Annotated in this window: 12 protein-coding genes and 2 riboswitches; of the genes, 7 read left to right on the top strand and 5 right to left on the bottom strand. The window is 70.0% G+C overall.

What is annotated here, in order from left to right:
• Positions 1-32: 32 nt before the first annotated feature.
• From gcvH to gcvP, 6 genes are all read left to right on the top strand, one after another.
• Positions 33-428: a glycine cleavage system protein GcvH gene (gene gcvH / locus EL338_RS11190; RefSeq protein WP_126333815.1), complete on the top strand. Its 396-nt coding sequence runs from the start codon at positions 33-35 to the stop codon at positions 426-428.
• 145 nt (positions 429-573) lie between these two features.
• Positions 574-1,053, top strand: a complete 480-nt coding sequence (gene garA / locus EL338_RS11195) for a glycogen accumulation regulator GarA (protein ID WP_126333816.1) — start codon at positions 574-576, stop codon at positions 1,051-1,053.
• On the top strand, positions 1,053-1,796 hold the full coding sequence (gene ftsR, locus EL338_RS11200) for a transcriptional regulator FtsR (protein WP_126333817.1): 744 nt from the start codon (positions 1,053-1,055) through the stop codon (positions 1,794-1,796). The genes garA and ftsR overlap by 1 nt, the downstream gene beginning before the upstream one ends.
• 49 nt (positions 1,797-1,845) lie before the next feature.
• The gene (locus tag EL338_RS11205; RefSeq protein WP_126333818.1) at positions 1,846-2,340 is read left to right on the top strand and encodes a bifunctional nuclease family protein; all 495 of its coding nucleotides are present in this window, start codon (positions 1,846-1,848) and stop codon (positions 2,338-2,340) included.
• A gap of 220 nt (positions 2,341-2,560) precedes the next feature.
• On the top strand, positions 2,561-3,175 hold the full coding sequence (locus tag EL338_RS11210) for a MerR family transcriptional regulator (protein ID WP_179967193.1): 615 nt from the start codon (positions 2,561-2,563) through the stop codon (positions 3,173-3,175).
• Positions 3,176-3,219: 44 nt separating this feature from the next.
• Positions 3,220-3,317, top strand: a riboswitch (glycine riboswitch).
• Position 3,318: 1 nt separating this feature from the next.
• Positions 3,319-3,426, top strand: a riboswitch (glycine riboswitch).
• A 47-nt stretch (positions 3,427-3,473) separates the two neighbouring features.
• Complete coding sequence (gene gcvP / locus EL338_RS11215) at positions 3,474-6,329, top strand: aminomethyl-transferring glycine dehydrogenase (protein WP_126333820.1); 2,856 nt, start codon at positions 3,474-3,476, stop codon at positions 6,327-6,329.
• Positions 6,330-6,339: 10 nt separating this feature from the next.
• On the opposite strand, the gene EL338_RS11220 is transcribed toward gcvP, so the two are convergent.
• The 5 genes from EL338_RS11220 to EL338_RS11240 form a co-directional block, all read right to left on the bottom strand.
• Entirely contained in the window at positions 6,340-8,607 is a 2,268-nt protein-coding gene (locus EL338_RS11220) for a vWA domain-containing protein (RefSeq protein ID WP_126333821.1), read from the bottom strand.
• 53 nt (positions 8,608-8,660) lie between these two features.
• Positions 8,661-10,874 carry a malate synthase G gene (locus EL338_RS11225; protein ID WP_126333822.1) on the bottom strand — a complete coding sequence of 738 codons (2,214 nt, stop codon included), beginning with the start codon at positions 10,872-10,874 and terminating at the stop codon, positions 8,661-8,663.
• 101 nt (positions 10,875-10,975) lie between these two features.
• Positions 10,976-11,878 carry a 3-methyladenine DNA glycosylase gene (locus tag EL338_RS11230; RefSeq protein ID WP_126333823.1) on the bottom strand — a complete coding sequence of 301 codons (903 nt, stop codon included), beginning with the start codon at positions 11,876-11,878 and terminating at the stop codon, positions 10,976-10,978.
• 6 nt (positions 11,879-11,884) lie between these two features.
• Positions 11,885-12,940, bottom strand: a complete 1,056-nt coding sequence (locus tag EL338_RS11235; RefSeq protein ID WP_126333824.1) for a hemolysin family protein — start codon at positions 12,938-12,940, stop codon at positions 11,885-11,887.
• Positions 12,940-14,310: a hemolysin family protein gene (locus EL338_RS11240; RefSeq protein WP_126333825.1), complete on the bottom strand. Its 1,371-nt coding sequence runs from the start codon at positions 14,308-14,310 to the stop codon at positions 12,940-12,942. Before EL338_RS11240 ends, EL338_RS11235 begins: the two co-directional genes overlap by 1 nt.
• A 371-nt stretch (positions 14,311-14,681) precedes the next feature.
• Between EL338_RS11240 and EL338_RS11245 the strand changes: the two genes are divergently transcribed.
• Entirely contained in the window at positions 14,682-15,740 is a 1,059-nt protein-coding gene (locus EL338_RS11245) for an iron ABC transporter substrate-binding protein (protein ID WP_126333826.1), read from the top strand.

The following is a 15,740-nucleotide window of genomic DNA, read 5'->3' on the forward strand; positions in this document are numbered from 1 at the left end:
GCCCGGGGCAGCCAAAGGAATCGAGGAACGCTGTGAGCGAGGTCCCGTCAGATCTGCAATACACCGCGGAGCACGAGTGGGTTCGCCGCACCGGCACCGACACCGTCCGCGTCGGCATCACCGATTACGCGCAGTCGGCGCTGGGCGACGTGGTCTTCGTGCAACTGCCGGAGGTCGACACGGCGCTGAGCGCCGGGGATTCCTTCGGCGAGGTGGAGTCCACCAAGTCGGTGTCGGATCTCTACGCGCCGCTGTCGGCGAAAGTGATTGCCGTCAACGGCGATCTGGAGGCCAGCCCGGACCTGGTGAACTCCGATCCGTACGGCGCCGGTTGGCTGCTGGACCTGCAGGTCGAGGAGGGCGCACTGGACGCCGGCCTGGCCGGATTGCTCGACGCCGACGGCTACCGCGCCACGCTGACCGAATGAGGAGTTGTTAGGGTTCTGGCCACCACCCTTTCTGTCCGTGCCGGGTACATCGGTGCCCACCGCGCGGTAACGTCGTGTTCGCGACGGTTAAGGTGGGCGAGTTTCACCGGCGATAGCGCCACAAGCAGCCTGTAAGGAGCAGCGTGTGACGGAAAAGGACAGCAGTTCGGGAGCGGATCAGTCGCCTGACGACCTGACCGTGGAAACCACTTCGGTGTTCCGGGCGGATTTCCTCAACGAACTGGACGCCCCGGCCGCCGGCGGCGGCGAAGGAGCAGTCTCCGGGGTCGAGGGCCTACCGGTCGGCTCGGCGCTGCTGGTCGTCAAGCGCGGACCCAACGCAGGATCGCGGTTCCTGCTCGATCAGCCGACCACCTCGGCCGGCCGGCACCCCGACAGTGACATCTTTCTCGACGACGTCACCGTCAGCCGCCGGCACGCCGAGTTCCGGCTCGAGACCAGCGAGTTCCAGGTGGTCGACGTGGGCAGCCTCAACGGCACCTACGTCAACCGGGAACCCGTCGACTCGGCGGTGCTCGCCAACGGCGACGAGGTCCAGATCGGCAAGTTCCGGCTGGTGTTCCTGACCGGCCCGAAGAACGGCGACGGGGGATCCGAGGGCTAGTGACCGCACCCGATACTCCCGCGTACGCCGGGATGTCGATCGGAGCGGTTCTGGACCTGCTACGACCCGATTTCCCGGATGTCACCATCTCCAAGATTCGGTTCTTGGAGGCAGAGGGGCTCGTCACGCCGCAGCGCTCGGCGTCGGGGTATCGGAGATTCACGGCCTACGACTGTGCCCGGCTGCGGTTCATCCTGACCGCCCAGCGCGATCAGTACCTGCCGCTGAAGGTGATCAAGGCCCAGCTCGACGCGCAGCCGGACGGAGAACTGCCGCAGGCGGCGTCGCCGTACGGCGTCCCGACGCTGGTCTCGACCGACGACGGCGAGCGGTTGCCGGCCTCGGCCATGGGCCCGGTGCGGGTCCGGCTCAGCCGGGAGGACGTGCTGGAACAGAGCGGCGCGGACACCGCGGCCGGCGAGGAACTGCTGGGCGCGTTGCTCAAGGCCGGGATCATCACCACCGGACCCGGTGGGTTCTTCGACGAACACGCGGTCGTGATCCTGCAGTGCGCCCGCGCCCTGGCCGACTACGGCGTGGAACCGCGGCATCTGCGCGCGTTCCGGTCGGCCGCCGACCGGCAGTCCGATCTGATCGCCCAGATCGCCGGCCCGCTGGTCAAAGCAGACAAGGCCGGTGCCCGCGACCGCGCCGACGATCTGGCGCGTGAGGTCGCCGCACTGGCGATCACCTTGCACACGTCGTTGATCAAGTCGGCGGTACGCGACGTTCTGCATCGGTGAGGACTACAGTTGGCCGTGGAGCTCACGGGCATGCGGAGGGCAGACACTGATGGGTGAAGTTCGTGTGGTTGGCATACGCGTAGAGCAGCCGCAGAATCAGCCGGTATTGCTCCTGCGCGAGACGAACGGCGATCGCTATCTGCCCATCTGGATCGGCCAGCCGGAGGCCGCCGCCATTGCGCTCGAACAGCAGGGTGTCGAACCGGCCCGGCCGCTGACCCATGACTTGATCAAGGATCTCATTGGTGCCCTTGGTCATTCACTCAAGGAAGTCCGCATCGTCGACCTGCAGGAAGGCACGTTCTACGCCGACCTGGTCTTCGACCGCGACATCCGGGTCTCCGCGCGTCCCTCGGATTCGGTGGCGATCGCGTTGCGGGTGGGCGTGCCGATCTTCGTCGAGGAGGCGGTGCTCGCCGAGGCCGGGCTGTTGATCCCCGACGAGTCCGACGAGGAGTCCGAGGGCGGGGTCCGCGAGGACGAGGTGGAGAAGTTCAAGGAGTTTCTCGACAGCGTCTCGCCGGACGATTTCAAGGCCACCTGAGCCGGTCGGGCCGCGGCGTGGCCCGGGGCGGGCGCTATGTCACGGAAGCGTCTCAACTGGGGTTCTGTGGTTCGACACGCCCGGCGGATGGGTGGGCCATGGCCGACGAGCGGCCATACTTGCACCGACGCACAGGAGCCCCGAGTCGACTCAGGTCGGCATGGGAACCGGCGGATGAGCGTATGCTCTTCAGGAGCCTATTCGGCGAGAGGAAGCACGGGTGAGCGAGCAGCCACGTCAGGGACAACTTGACCTCGACGCAGCGGGACAGGTCGCCGACGTCGGTGTTTCCGAACCGGTGCAGGCGGGCCTGTTCCCGGACGATTCGGTGCCCGACGAACTGGTCGGCTACCGCGGGCCCAGCGCCTGCCAGATCGCCGGCATCACCTACCGGCAGTTGGATTACTGGGCACGGACCTCGCTGGTGGTGCCGTCGATTCGCGGCGCGGCCGGCTCCGGCAGCCAGCGCCTGTATTCGTTCAAGGACATCCTGGTCCTCAAGATCGTCAAGCGGCTGCTGGACACCGGCATCTCGCTGCACAACATCCGCGTCGCCGTCGACCATCTGCGGCAGCGCGGCGTCTCGGACCTGGCGAACATCACGCTGTTCTCCGACGGCACCACGGTCTACGAGTGCACGTCCGCCGAGGAAGTGGTGGACCTGCTGCAGGGCGGCCAGGGCGTGTTCGGCATCGCGGTGAGCGGGGCCATGCGCGAATTGACCGGCGCGATCGCCGATTTCCCAGGTGAGCGTGCCGACGGCGGCGAGTCGATCGCCGCGCCCGAGGACGAGCTGGCCTCGCGGCGCAAGCACCGCGACCGCAAGACCGGCTGAGTCGGACGCCGTCACGCCGCGCCGGGGTAAACTGCTACACGCATCGCCCCAGCGCGGGAGAGTTCCGTGATCGCCAGTCGCGGACGCCGAAGGAGCAACACCTCTCCGTCAACCTCTCAGGCCCCAGGACCGCGCCGGACACGATGCCTCTGGAAAGCGGTGACCGGCCCGTCCGGCCACCCGCCCATGGGGAAAGGCTCACGCCGAATCTCTCAGGCGCCCGGTGCCGGGTGGACGACAGAGGGGGAGGAACGCCGAGGGATCGGCGTAGCCACCCCGTCGCGGAGGAGTCCCCAGCTTGACCGAGCAGACCAACCCCCAGTCCCCGGAGTTCGTCGACCGCCACATCGGCCCGGATCGCGACGAGCTGGCCACCATGCTGGCGGTCATCGGGGTCGACAGCCTCGACGCGCTGGCCGCCAAGGCGCTGCCCGCCAACATCCTCGACGCGCTGGGCGCCGACGGGATCGCACCCGGTCTGCGCGAGCTGCCCGCGGCGGCCTCCGAACACGAGGCGCTGGCCGAGCTGCAGGCGCTGGCCGAGCAGAACACCGTCGCCGTGTCGATGATCGGCCAGGGCTACTACGACACCCTGACCCCGCCGGTGCTGCTGCGCAACATCATGGAGAACCCGGCCTGGTACACCGCGTACACGCCGTACCAGCCCGAGATCAGCCAGGGCCGGCTCGAGGCGCTGCTGAACTTCCAGACCATGGTCGCCGACCTGACCGGGCTCGAACTGGCCAACTCGTCGATGCTCGACGAGGGCACCGCCGCCGCCGAGGCGATGACGCTGATGCACCGCGCGACCAAGAGCAAGGCGAATCAGCTGGCCGTCGACGCCGACCTGTTCGGCCAGACCGCGGCGATCCTGGCGACCCGGGCCCGCCCGCTGGGCATCGAGATCGTCACCGCCGACCTGACCCAGGGGCTGCCCGAGGGCGACTTCTTCGGCGTCATCGTGCAACTGCCGGGGGCCAGCGGCCGGATCGTCGACCACTCCGCGCTGATCGCGCAGGCCCACGAGCGCGGCGCGCTGGTGGCCGTCGGCGCGGATCTGCTGGCGCTGACGATGATCGCCGCGCCCGGGGACCTCGGCGCCGACGTCGCCTTCGGTACCACCCAACGCTTCGGTGTGCCAATGGGATTCGGCGGGCCGCACGCCGGCTACCTGGCCGTGCACGGCAAGCACGCCCGCCAGCTGCCCGGGCGGCTGGTCGGGGTGTCCCTGGACGCCGACGGCGCCCCGGCCTACCGGCTGGCGCTGCAGACCCGCGAGCAGCACATCCGCCGCGACAAGGCGACCTCGAACATCTGCACCGCCCAGGTGCTCCTCGCGGTGATGGCCGCGATGTACGCCAGCTACCACGGCGCCGAGGGGTTGACCGCCATCGCTCGCCGCGTGCACGGCCACGCCGAGGCGATCGCCGCCGCGCTCGGGTCGGCCGTGGTGCACGACAAGTTCTTCGACACCGTGCTGGCCCGGGTGCCCGGCCGCGCCGACGCCGTCGTCGCCGCCGCCAAGGCCGACGGCATCAACCTGTGGCGCGTCGATGCCGACCACGTGTCGGTGTCCTGCGACGAGGCCACCACCGACGCGCACGTCGCCGCGGTGCTCGCGGCGTTCGGTGTCGACCCCGCCCCGGCCCCGCAGCCGGTCCAGATCGCCGACCGCACCTCGGAGTTCCTGACCCACCCGGCGTTCACCACGCACCGCACCGAGACCGCGATGATGCGCTATCTGCGCGCGCTGTCCGACAAGGACCTGGCGCTGGATCGCACCATGATCCCGCTGGGCTCGTGCACGATGAAGCTCAACGCGGCCGCCGAGATGGAGTCGATCACCTGGCCGGAGTTCGCCCGCCAGCACCCGTTCGCCCCCACCTCCGACGCGCCCGGGCTCCGCCGGGTGGTCGCCGACCTGGAGGCCTGGCTGGCCGGGATCACCGGCTACGACGCGGTCTCGCTGCAACCCAACGCGGGCTCCCAGGGTGAGTACGCCGGCCTGCTGGCGATCGCCGAGTACCACGCCGGCCGCGGCGAGGGCCACCGCGACGTGTGCCTGATCCCGTCGAGCGCGCACGGCACCAACGCGGCCTCCGCGGCGCTGGCCGGCATGCGCGTGGTCGTGGTGTCCTGCCGCGACAACGGCGACGTGGACCTCGACGACCTGCGCGCCAAGGTCGCCCAGCACGCCGAGAAGCTGTCGACGCTGATGATCACCTACCCGTCCACGCACGGCGTCTACGAGCACGACATCGCCGAGATCTGCGCGGCCGTGCACGACGCCGGCGGTCAGGTCTATGTCGACGGGGCCAACCTGAACGCGCTGGTCGGGCTCGCCCGCCCGGGCCGGTTCGGTGGCGACGTGAGCCACCTCAACCTGCACAAGACCTTCTGCATCCCGCACGGCGGCGGCGGACCGGGGGTGGGGCCGGTGGCGGTGCGCGAACACCTGGCGCCGTTCCTGCCGGGCCACCCGCTGTCCGAGGAGTTGGGCTGGCAGCTGCCCGGCGGCGCGCCGGTGTCCTCGGCCCCGTTCGGTTCGGCCTCGATCCTGCCGATCACCTGGGCCTACATCCGGATGATGGGGGCGACCGGGCTGCGGTCGGCGACCCTGACCGCGATCGCCTCGGCGAACTACGTCGCGCGCCGGCTCGACGAGTACTACCCGGTGCTCTACACCGGGGAGAACGGCATGGTCGCCCACGAGTGCATCCTCGATCTGCGCCCGCTCACCAAGGCCACCGGCGTCACGGTGGACGACGTGGCAAAGCGGTTGGCGGACTACGGATTCCACGCGCCCACCATGAGCTTCCCGGTGGCCGGCACCCTGATGGTGGAGCCCACCGAGAGCGAGAGCCTGGCCGAGGTCGACGCGTTCTGCGAGGCGATGATCGCCATCCGCGCCGAGATCGACAAGGTGGGCTCCGGGCAGTGGCCGGCCGACGACAACCCGTTGCGCGCCGCGCCGCACACCGCCGAGTGCCTGCTGGTCGACGAGTGGACGCACCCGTACACCCGGGAGGAGGCCGCCTACCCGCTGGGCAAGGCCTTCCGGCCCAAGGTGTGGCCGCCGGTGCGCCGGATCGACGGGGCCTACGGCGACCGCAACCTGATGTGCTCGTGCCCGCCGATCGAGGCGTTCGCCTAGCGGCTGGGGCTTAGGCCAGTAGGGCGTCGACCGCCGCCGCGAACTCGGGGGAGTCCGAGGCGGGCACGTTCTGGTAGGTGCCGCCGCTGATCTCGGCCACCGCCTCCCAGGTGGGACGGTCCGGGTCGGCGCCGACGTTGATGACGTTGACGGCGACCGGGCGGGCCGGATCCACGCTGCTGCGGATCAGGTCCTGCAGGCCCTGGGCGCCCAGCGTTTGGTCGGTGTGCGGCCCGGAGGTGATGACCAGCACCGAGTTCGGCTGTCCCGGTTTGAAATTGGTCAGCGCGTCGGCGTAGACGTTGCGCAGCGTGGTGAACGAGACCGCGCCGCCGGCCTGGCTGACCCCACCCAGGGTGGAGGTCAACACGTCCCGGCGGGACTGACCGTTGATGTCGTCGGTGAGCGCCCCCAGGTTGACCAGCGTGGTGCCGGCCGCGGCGTCGAACGTGGTCAGTCCGACCGCGGAGTCCGGCGGCAGCGCGTCGATGCCGGCGTTGATCGCCGGCACGGAGGCGGCCAGGTTCAGCGATCGGTCCAGCATGATCGACACCGCCGGGCCGCCGCTGGCAGCCGCGGGCGTGCTCAACGCCTCGGCGAGTTCCAGCCGCGCGGCATCGTCGCCGACCGACAGCGTCTGCTCGATCGCGGCCCCGTCGGTGACGTCGCTGGTGGGCGCGTCTTCGCCCTCGACGCGGAAGCCGGCCTCGGTCAGCGCGGTCAGTTGTTCGGGGCGGCGCATGAAGCGTTCGAACTCGCTGGCCGCGGCCACCTGCTCCTCGCCGAGCCAGTCCCCGGCCAGCAGCACCGCGGGGAAGTCCGCGACCGCCACGGGGCCGGGCGGAATCCACGAGGTCAGCACGTCTTTCGCGTCGGCGATGTCGCCGGAGCGCCGGATCAGTTGCTGCTCGGTGGTGACCACGGCGTGGACCGGGGCGGCCGCCGGGTCGTCGCCGTCCAGCAGCGCCTTCATCGCCTCGTCGGCGCTGTCGTCGGCCAACTCGGGTGCCTCGGCGAGCAACCGCGCGGCCGCGCCGGCGCCGGCCGTGACTGGGGCGCCCGGCGGGGCGGCGGCGGCCGCGACCGCCTCGAGGGCAAGGTCGGCGGCATTGCTGTTGCCGGTCGCCGGCAGCGCCAACCGCAGCGGGCCCCAGTCCGGCACCTCCAGGCCCGGCAGTGAATCCCAGGTCTGTTGTGCCAGGGCCGGTTTGAGCTCGGGACGCATCGCCAGCAGCACGGGGGAGGACACCAGCGACTTGCTGTTGGTCACCGATTCCGGGCCGGCCGCGGCCTGCAGGCGCGCCTCCGAGGCCGAGTTGGCCGGGATCCACAGCGCGGGCTTTTCGCCCAGGTCGGCGGGCCATTCCCCGCTGAGTCCGCCCACGACGGCGTCGGGACCGGCGGTCGTCACGCTGACCGAGACGCAGTGGTCGCCAACGGGTCCGGCGGTCTCGTTGAACTTCGAGGCCAGGGCCTCGACCTGTTCGGCGATCCCCGAGTCGGCGACCACCGCGACGTTGGCGTCGCCCTCGAGGCAGCGCCCGGCGGCAACGTCGGACCGGTCCGACAGCGCGTCGCCGAAGAACTTCCAGATGATGAACCCGGCCACCACCGCGACGACGGTGGCCAGCGCGACGATGACGCCGACGCTCACCCCGCGCCGGCCCGGGGCCACGGTGCGGTGGCTGCCGGTCCATTCGCCGTCGTTGCGGTGCCCGCCGGAGGTCTGCCCGGGGCCGCCCGACTCGGCGGAGAACACGTCGGTCGCCGCGTAGCCGAAGGAATCGTCGGCCTCCCCGCGGTCCTCGGCGTCCGGGGCGTCGTCGTAACCGGCGTCGTCGTAACCGGCGTCGTCGTAACCGGCGTCGTCGTAACCGGTTTCGTCGTAGCGGGGGGCATAGCCGCTGTCCTGATAGCGCGTCTCACCGTAGGGATCGGTGTCGTACTCGTCGCGCTCGTAGCTCTGGGACCCCTCGTAGCCCGGGGATCCCTCGTAGCTCTGGGATCCATAGCCCCCCGCCGCAAAGCTCTCCGACGGGGCGGGCTCGTCCGGGTACCGCGACTCGTACTCGGCGGCGTAGTTGTAGCCGCCGGCCGGATGGTCCTCGCGGTAGACGCCCTCGGGGGCGTCCTCCGGGGACTCCTCCCGGTAGTGCCGGCCGCGACCGGCGGCACCGTCGGCGTCGTACTGGTCCGCCTCGTACTGGCCGGGGTCGTACTGCTCGCTCTCGTACTGGTCGTCGGAATCGTCGGGGTCGGGAATACGGTGCCTACCCACGCCTAATCACCCCTGACTTTCGTCTTTGACCCGGTCGTTCGAGCTGAGTTTAGTCACTTGCCCAAGCTGGCCTTGAGCTCTCGGCGCCGCCGATGCAGGATCGGCTCGGTGTAGCCATTGGGCTGCTCGGCGCCGGCGAGGATGAGTTCCTCGGCAGCCTTGAACGCGATGCTGGAATCGAAGTCCGGGGCCATCGCCCGGTAGGTGGGATCCCCGGCGTTCTGCCGGTCGACCACGGGCGCCATCCGCTCCAGGCTGGTGCGCACGTCCTCGGCGGTGATCACGCCGTGGCGCAGCCAGTTGGCCAACAGCTGGCTCGAAATCCGCAGTGTGGCACGGTCTTCCATGAGCGCGATGTCGTGGATGTCGGGCACCTTCGAACAGCCCACACCCTGGTCGATCCAGCGCACCACGTAACCCAGGATCGACTGGCAGTTGTTGTCGACCTCCTCGTGGATCTCCTCGGGCGCCCAGGTCAGCGACGCCGGGTCGGCCAGCGGAATGGTCAGCAGCTCGTCGAGGGTGGTGCGGGACTTGCCGGCCAGCTCGGCCTGCACCGCGGCCACGTCGACCTGGTGGTAGTGCAACGCGTGCAGGGTCGCCGCGGTGGGCGAGGGCACCCAGGCGGTGGTGGCGCCGGCGCGCGGCTGCCCGATCTTCTGCTCGACCATGTCGGCCATCAGGTCCGGCATGGCCCACATGCCCTTGCCGATCTGGGCCCGGCCCGACAGCCCGGCGGCCAGGCCGGCGTCGACGTTGGCGTCCTCGTAGGCCGCGATCCACGGCTGGCTCTTCATCGCGCCCTTGCGCACCATCGGCCCGGCCTCCAGCGACGTGTGGATCTCGTCGCCGGTGCGGTCCAGGAAGCCGGTGTTGATGAACACCACGCGGTCGGCGGCGGCCTTGATGCAGGCCTTCAGGTTGACCGAGGTGCGCCGCTCCTCGTCCATGATGCCGACCTTGAGCGTGCCCTCGGGCAGCCCCAGGACGTCCTCGACGCGGCTGAACAGCTCGCAGGTGAACGCCACCTCGTCGGGGCCGTGCATCTTCGGCTTGACGATGTAGATCGAACCGGTGCGGCTGTTGCTCAACGGGCCGTTGGCCTCGGAGACCTTCAGCCCGTGCATGGCGATGAGGCTGGTGAACAGGGCGTCCTGGATACCCTCGAAGACCTCTTTGTCCTCGCCGCCGTCGGTGCCGGCCACGATGGCGTCGTTGGTCATCAGGTGCCCGACGTTGCGGACGAACAGCAGGCTGCGGCCCGGCAGGCTCAGCGCCTCATCTTCGGGGCCATTCGGCCCGAGGTAGGTGCGGTCGGCGTTGAGCACCCGGGTGAAGCTCTTGCCGCCCTTGGTCATCTCCTCGGCCAGGTCGCCGCGGTTCAGGCCCAGCCAGTTGCGGTAGCCGAGCACCTTGTCCTCGGCGTCGACGGCGGCCACCGAGTCCTCGAAGTCCATGATCGTGGTGACGGCCGATTCCAGGATGACGTCCTTGATGCCGGCCTTGTCGGTGGCGCCGATCGGCGAGTCGGCGTCGATCTCGATCTCGATGTGCAGGCCGTGGTTGACCAGCAGCACCGACGTCGGGGCGGCCGCGTCGCCGGTGTAGCCGGCGAACTGCTCGGCGCTCGCCAGCGCCACCGCATCCTCGGCGCCGACGGCCACGCGCAGCGCGCCCTCGTCGACGGTCAGCCCGGTCACGTCGGCCCACGAACCCGACGCCAGCGGGGCGGCCTCGTCGAGGAAGTTGCGGGCGTAGGCGATCACCTTGTCGCCGCGAATCCGGTTGTAACTGGTGCCCTTCTCGGCGCCGTCGTCCTCGCTGATGACATCCGAGCCGTAGAGCGCGTCGTACAGCGAGCCCCATCGCGCGTTGGCGGCGTTGATCGCGAAGCGCGCGTTGAGCACCGGCACCACCAGCTGCGGACCGGCCGTCGAGGCGATCTCGGGGTCCACGCCGGAGGTGGTGATGGTGAAGTCCTCGGGTTCGGGCTGCAGATAGCCGATCTCGGTGAGGAAGGCCTTGTAGGCCTCGGGGTCGTGCGGCTCGAGCACGCGCGCCCGGTGCCACTTGTCGATCTGCGCCTGCAACTCGGCGCGACGGGCGAGCAGATCCTCGTTCTGCGGGGTCAGGTCGGCGACGACCTTGTCCACGCCGGCCCAGAAGTCCTCGGGTGCGATGTCGGTGCCAGGCAGCGCCTCGTTGTTGATGAAGTCGTGCAACACCCTGGCCACTCGCAGGTTGCCCACGGTCACGCGCTCAGTCATTACTCCTCCTCGGCCGGCAATCCCATCCATCCTACCCATGGGTAACCTGCTGGTTCGCACACGGCGGGATCCTGGCGCAGGTCACACCCCCGAGCACCGGCCTAGCCCGACGCCGGACCGGGATTGCCGCCCGCCGCGCCAGCAACGACCTCGCGGGGGCTCAGCAGGGCCCGGCAGCGGTCGATCAACTCCGCGCGCAGCGGCGCGGCCCGGCGACTGATCTCGGCCTGCAGCCGGACGTATTCGGCGCGCCCGGCCGGGTCTTCGATGCCGATCGGGGCCAAACCGTAGGCACGCAGGTCATAGGGGCTGGCGCGCATGTCCAGCGCGCGGGCGGCGGCGGCCAGGTCCAGGCAGTCGAGCAGCAACGCCGAGTCCAGCAACGGCATCAGCTTGTAGCTCCACTTGTACAGATCCATGTTGGTGTGGACGCAGCCCGGCTGCTCCCGGTCGCGCTGGGTCTCTCGGGTCAACCGCGCGGCGTTGCGGGGCGCGGCCGACGCGGTGAAGAACCGGTAGGCGTCGTAGTGGCTGCAGCGCAGCGGCATGGACTCGACGACGGCGTCGGTGCCGGCCTGGCCGAGCCGCAGCGGCACCGCCGCGTGGCGCACCTCGTCGCTGCGGTACACCATGGCCCACTCGTGCAACCCGAAGCAGTGGTGCTGGGCCGGCCGCCCGGCCGTGGCGGACAGCAACTCGGCGATGAAGCCGACGGTGTCGAGCCGGCCGTCGCGGTACTGCGCGCTCACGGTCACCCCGTCGGTGGTCTCGACGTAGCCGGTGCGGCCCAGGTAGCCGCGGGCGCGCGGGCCGGCCAGCACCGCCCCGTAGCCGGGATGCCAGCGCAGCAGCTGCCGCGGGCGCAGGCTGTAGTAGGTGAACAGGAAGTCCCACACCGGGTGCGGTCCGCCGTCGCCGGAGTGCGCGGCCAGGAAGTCCTCGACGCGCACCCGGTGCTCTTCGGCGCGCTCGGTCCAGATCCGTTCGGGCAGAACCTGATACATCACGGCCTAGACCCGGTGTGTCCCGTCGCGCACGGTGCCCACCAGGTCCTCCACCAGATCCTCGAGCGCGGCCATGGCCACCACGGTGCCCGCCGCGTCGGTGGCCAGCGCCAGATGACTGTTGGTCCGGCGCAGCCGGGACAGCGCATCGGGCAGCGGCAGGGACGCGGCGACGCGGGGCAGCGGACGCACCACCGACGGATCCACCACGGCCTCGGGATCGTCGCCGAGGGCCAGGACGTCCTTGATGTGCAGGTAGCCGGTGAACACGCCGTTGCTGTCGGCAACCGGGAACCGCGAATATCCGGTCTCGGCCAGGGCCCGCTCCACCGCGCCGACCGTCGGCCCGGCCCCCGGCGCGGCGACGGGCACGGCACGGATCTTGTGCAGCGGCACGGCGACGTCGGCGACCACCCGGGTGCGGATCTGCAGCGCGCGGGTCAGCCGGGTGTGCTCCTCGGGATCGAGCAGACCCTCCGACACCGATTCGGCGATCATCTCCGCGAGTTCGACGGTGGACACCGTCACGTCGAGTTCGTCCTTGGGCTGCACACGGAACATCCGCAACGTGATGTTGGCGCACCAGTTGTAGAACGCGATGAACGGGCGGGCGGCCTTCATATAGACCAGGTAGGCCGGAATCAGCAGCATCGCCGTCGTCTCCGGGCCCGCGATCGCGATGTTCTTGGGCACCATCTCGCCGAGCAGCACGTGCAGCGTCACCACCAGGCCCAGCGCCACCACGAACGACACCGTGTGCAATACCGCGTCCGGGATGCCGAGCAGGTCGAACGGGGTTTCCAGCAAATGCGCGATGGCCGGTTCGCCGACCCGGCCCAGCAGGATCGAACACACCGTGATGCCCAGCTGCGAGCCGGCGAGCATCAGCGACAGTTGTTCGCCGGCGCGGATCACCGTCACGGCGCGCTTCTTACCCTGCTCGGCCAGCGCCTCGAGGCGGTCGCGGCGCGCCGAGATCAGCGCGAACTCCGAACCGACGAAGAAGGCGTTGGCCACCAGCAGCACCACGGTCAACACCACACCGAACAGATCGCCGCCCATCAGTGCGAACTCCTCTCGGTGGGTTCGCCGCCGTGGCGGCCGATCTCGGTGAGCTCGAGTTGATCGATGCGCCGACCGTCCATGGCCACCACGGTGGCCAGCCAGCGGACCGGGTCCTCGTAGCCGCCGTCGGGGTCGAACGCGTGCAACTCGACGCACTCGCCGTTCTCCGGGATGTGGCCCAACTCGTCGAGCACCAGTCCGCCGATGGTCTCGTAATCGCCTTCGGGGGCGCGGAATCCGGTGGCGGTGGCGACCTCGTCGATGCGCAGCAGACCGGAGACGTGCCAGCCGCGGCCGGCCTGCACGACGTCGGGGGTCTCGTCGTCGTGTTCGTCGCGGACGTCGCCGACGATCTCCTCGATCATGTCCTCGACGGTGACCATGCCCGCGGTGCCGCCGTACTCGTCGACCACCAGGGCGGTCTGCATGCCGTTGGCGCGGACCTGGGTCATGACGGCGTCACCGTCGAGGGTCGACGGCACCACCGCGACCGGTTGCGCCAGCGTGGAGAGCCGGGTGTGGGCCCGCTGGGCCGGTGGCACCTCGAAGACCTGCTTGACGTGCACGATGCCGACGGTCTCGTCCAGATCGCCCTCGACGATCGGGAACCGGGAGAATCCCGTCTCGGTGGCCGCGGCCACCAGATCGGCCACCGTCTGGTCGGCCTGCAGCGACTCGATCTTCGAGCGCGGCGTCATCAGTTCCTCGGCGCTGCGCTCACCGAACCGCAGCGACCGGTCGACCAGCGTGGCCGTCACCGGATCCAGCGCGCCGCTGCGCGCCGAGGTGCGCACCAGCGACACCAGTTCCTGCGCGGAGCGCGCCGAACGCAACTCCTCGGCGGGTTCGATGCCCATCCGGCGCAGGATCCAGTTCGCGGTCCCGTTGGTCGCCTTGATGACGGGGGTGAAGAGAGTGGAGAACAGGATCTGCGGCCCCGCGCTGGCCCGCGCGGTGGGCACCGGCCGGGCCACGGCCAGGTTCTTCGGCACCAACTCGCCGTACACCATCGACAGCGAGGTGGCGATCAGCAACGCCAGCGCCAGGGCGACGCCGCCGGCGACGTTGTCCGGCAGACCCGTGGCGTCCAGCAGCGGGCGCAGCAGCCGCGCGACCACCGGCTCGGCCAGATAACCGGTGGCCAGCGTGGTGATGGAGATGCCGATCTGGGCGCCGGAGAGCTGGAAGGACAGTGTGCGGTGCGCCTGCTGCACGAACTTGTCGCGGCGGTCGCCGGTGCGCGCGTTGGCGTCGACGGTGCTGCGCTCGAGCGCGGTCAGGGAGAACTCGGCGGCCACGAACAACGCGGTCCCGGCCGTCAGGACCAGGATCGCGAGCACGCTCAACGCGGTGAGCCAGCCGCTCATCGGGTCGCCTCGAAACGGACGCCGGGCCTACTGCCCGGCCGAATAGAGGAAGGTTCTTCGGGTTCGGCGGTGGCGGACGAAGACCGCGCTACCTGGAGGTCCCGCCCGGTGGGGGCAGCCTCGACGGGTGCCTGCGGCACGTGGTCCCTTTCCTGACTCGACGGCCGTGTACCGGAGCGGCACACGAGAACACACATCCTAGCGTCCGAACGAATCGCGCGAGAACGCCGCGCAAAAGTGCCTGCTCATCCGGGTAGGCAAGGCTTGGCTGCGTGGTACATTCCCGACGATCAACGAAGGCACTGTTCCCTACCGATATGGCGGGTTGAGTAAGTATGGCGAAGTCGATCTCAAGAACGTCGATCTCGAGAATGTCGATCTCGAAAATCACAACGAGCTTTGCGGCGGCAGCGGCCATGGTCGCCATGAGCGCCTGCGGATCGGGGACGCAATCCGAACCCGAAGCCACCGACACCCCGGGCGCGACCGCGGCCGAGGACCAGAAGATCCTGGTCTACTCCGGGCGCAGCGAGGACCTGGTGGCGCCGCTGTTCGAGCAGTTCACCAGCGACACCGGCGTGGAGGTCGAGGTGCGCTACGCCGGCTCGGGTGAGCTGGCCGCGCAGCTGCTCACCGAGGGCGATCAATCCCCGGCCGACGTGTTCTTCTCGCAGGACGCCGGCGCGCTGGGCGCGGTGTCGAACGCGGGGCTGTTCGCCCCGATCGAGGCCGACACCCTGGCCGCGGTGCCCGAACAATATTCGGCGGCCGACGGCACCTGGGTGGGCGTCTCGGGCCGGGCCCGCGTCATCGTCTACAACCCCGAGTTGGCGCCGAACCCGCCGGACACCATCGACGGTCTGCTGGCCCCGGAGTGGAAGGGGCAGATCGGTTTTGCCCCCAGCAACGCGTCGTGGCAGTCGTTCGTGACCGCCCTGCGGGTGCTGCGCGGCGACGACGGCGCCGAGGAGTGGCTGCGCGCGTTCAAGGCCCAGGACCCCAAGCCCTATGAGGGCAACGGCGCGGTCCGGGACGCGGTGGACTCCGGTCAGGTCGCGCTCGGCCTGGTCAACCACTACTACCTGTACGAGCTGATCGACAGCAAGGGGGCCGACAACGTCGTCGCGCAGAACAAGTTCATGGCCCCCGGCGATCCGGGCGGCCTGGTGAACGTGGCCGGCGTCGGCGTGCTGAAGTCGGCGCCCAACCCGGCGGCCGCCCAGGAGTTCGCGGCCTATCTGGTCGGCGAGTCCGCGCAGCAGTTCTTCGCCACCGAGACCGCCGAGTATCCGCTGATCGAGGGCGTGCAGCCCGACGGTGACATGCCGCCGCTGGCCGACCTGAACCCGCCGGCGGTGGACCTCTCGTCGCTCGATGACCTCGAAGCCACTCAGCAGCTGCTGGTGGAGACCGGTCTGCTGACAAACTGA

The sequence above is a fragment of the Mycolicibacterium chitae genome (assembly GCF_900637205.1).
Classification (GTDB): Bacteria; Actinomycetota; Actinomycetes; order Mycobacteriales; family Mycobacteriaceae; genus Mycobacterium; species Mycobacterium chitae.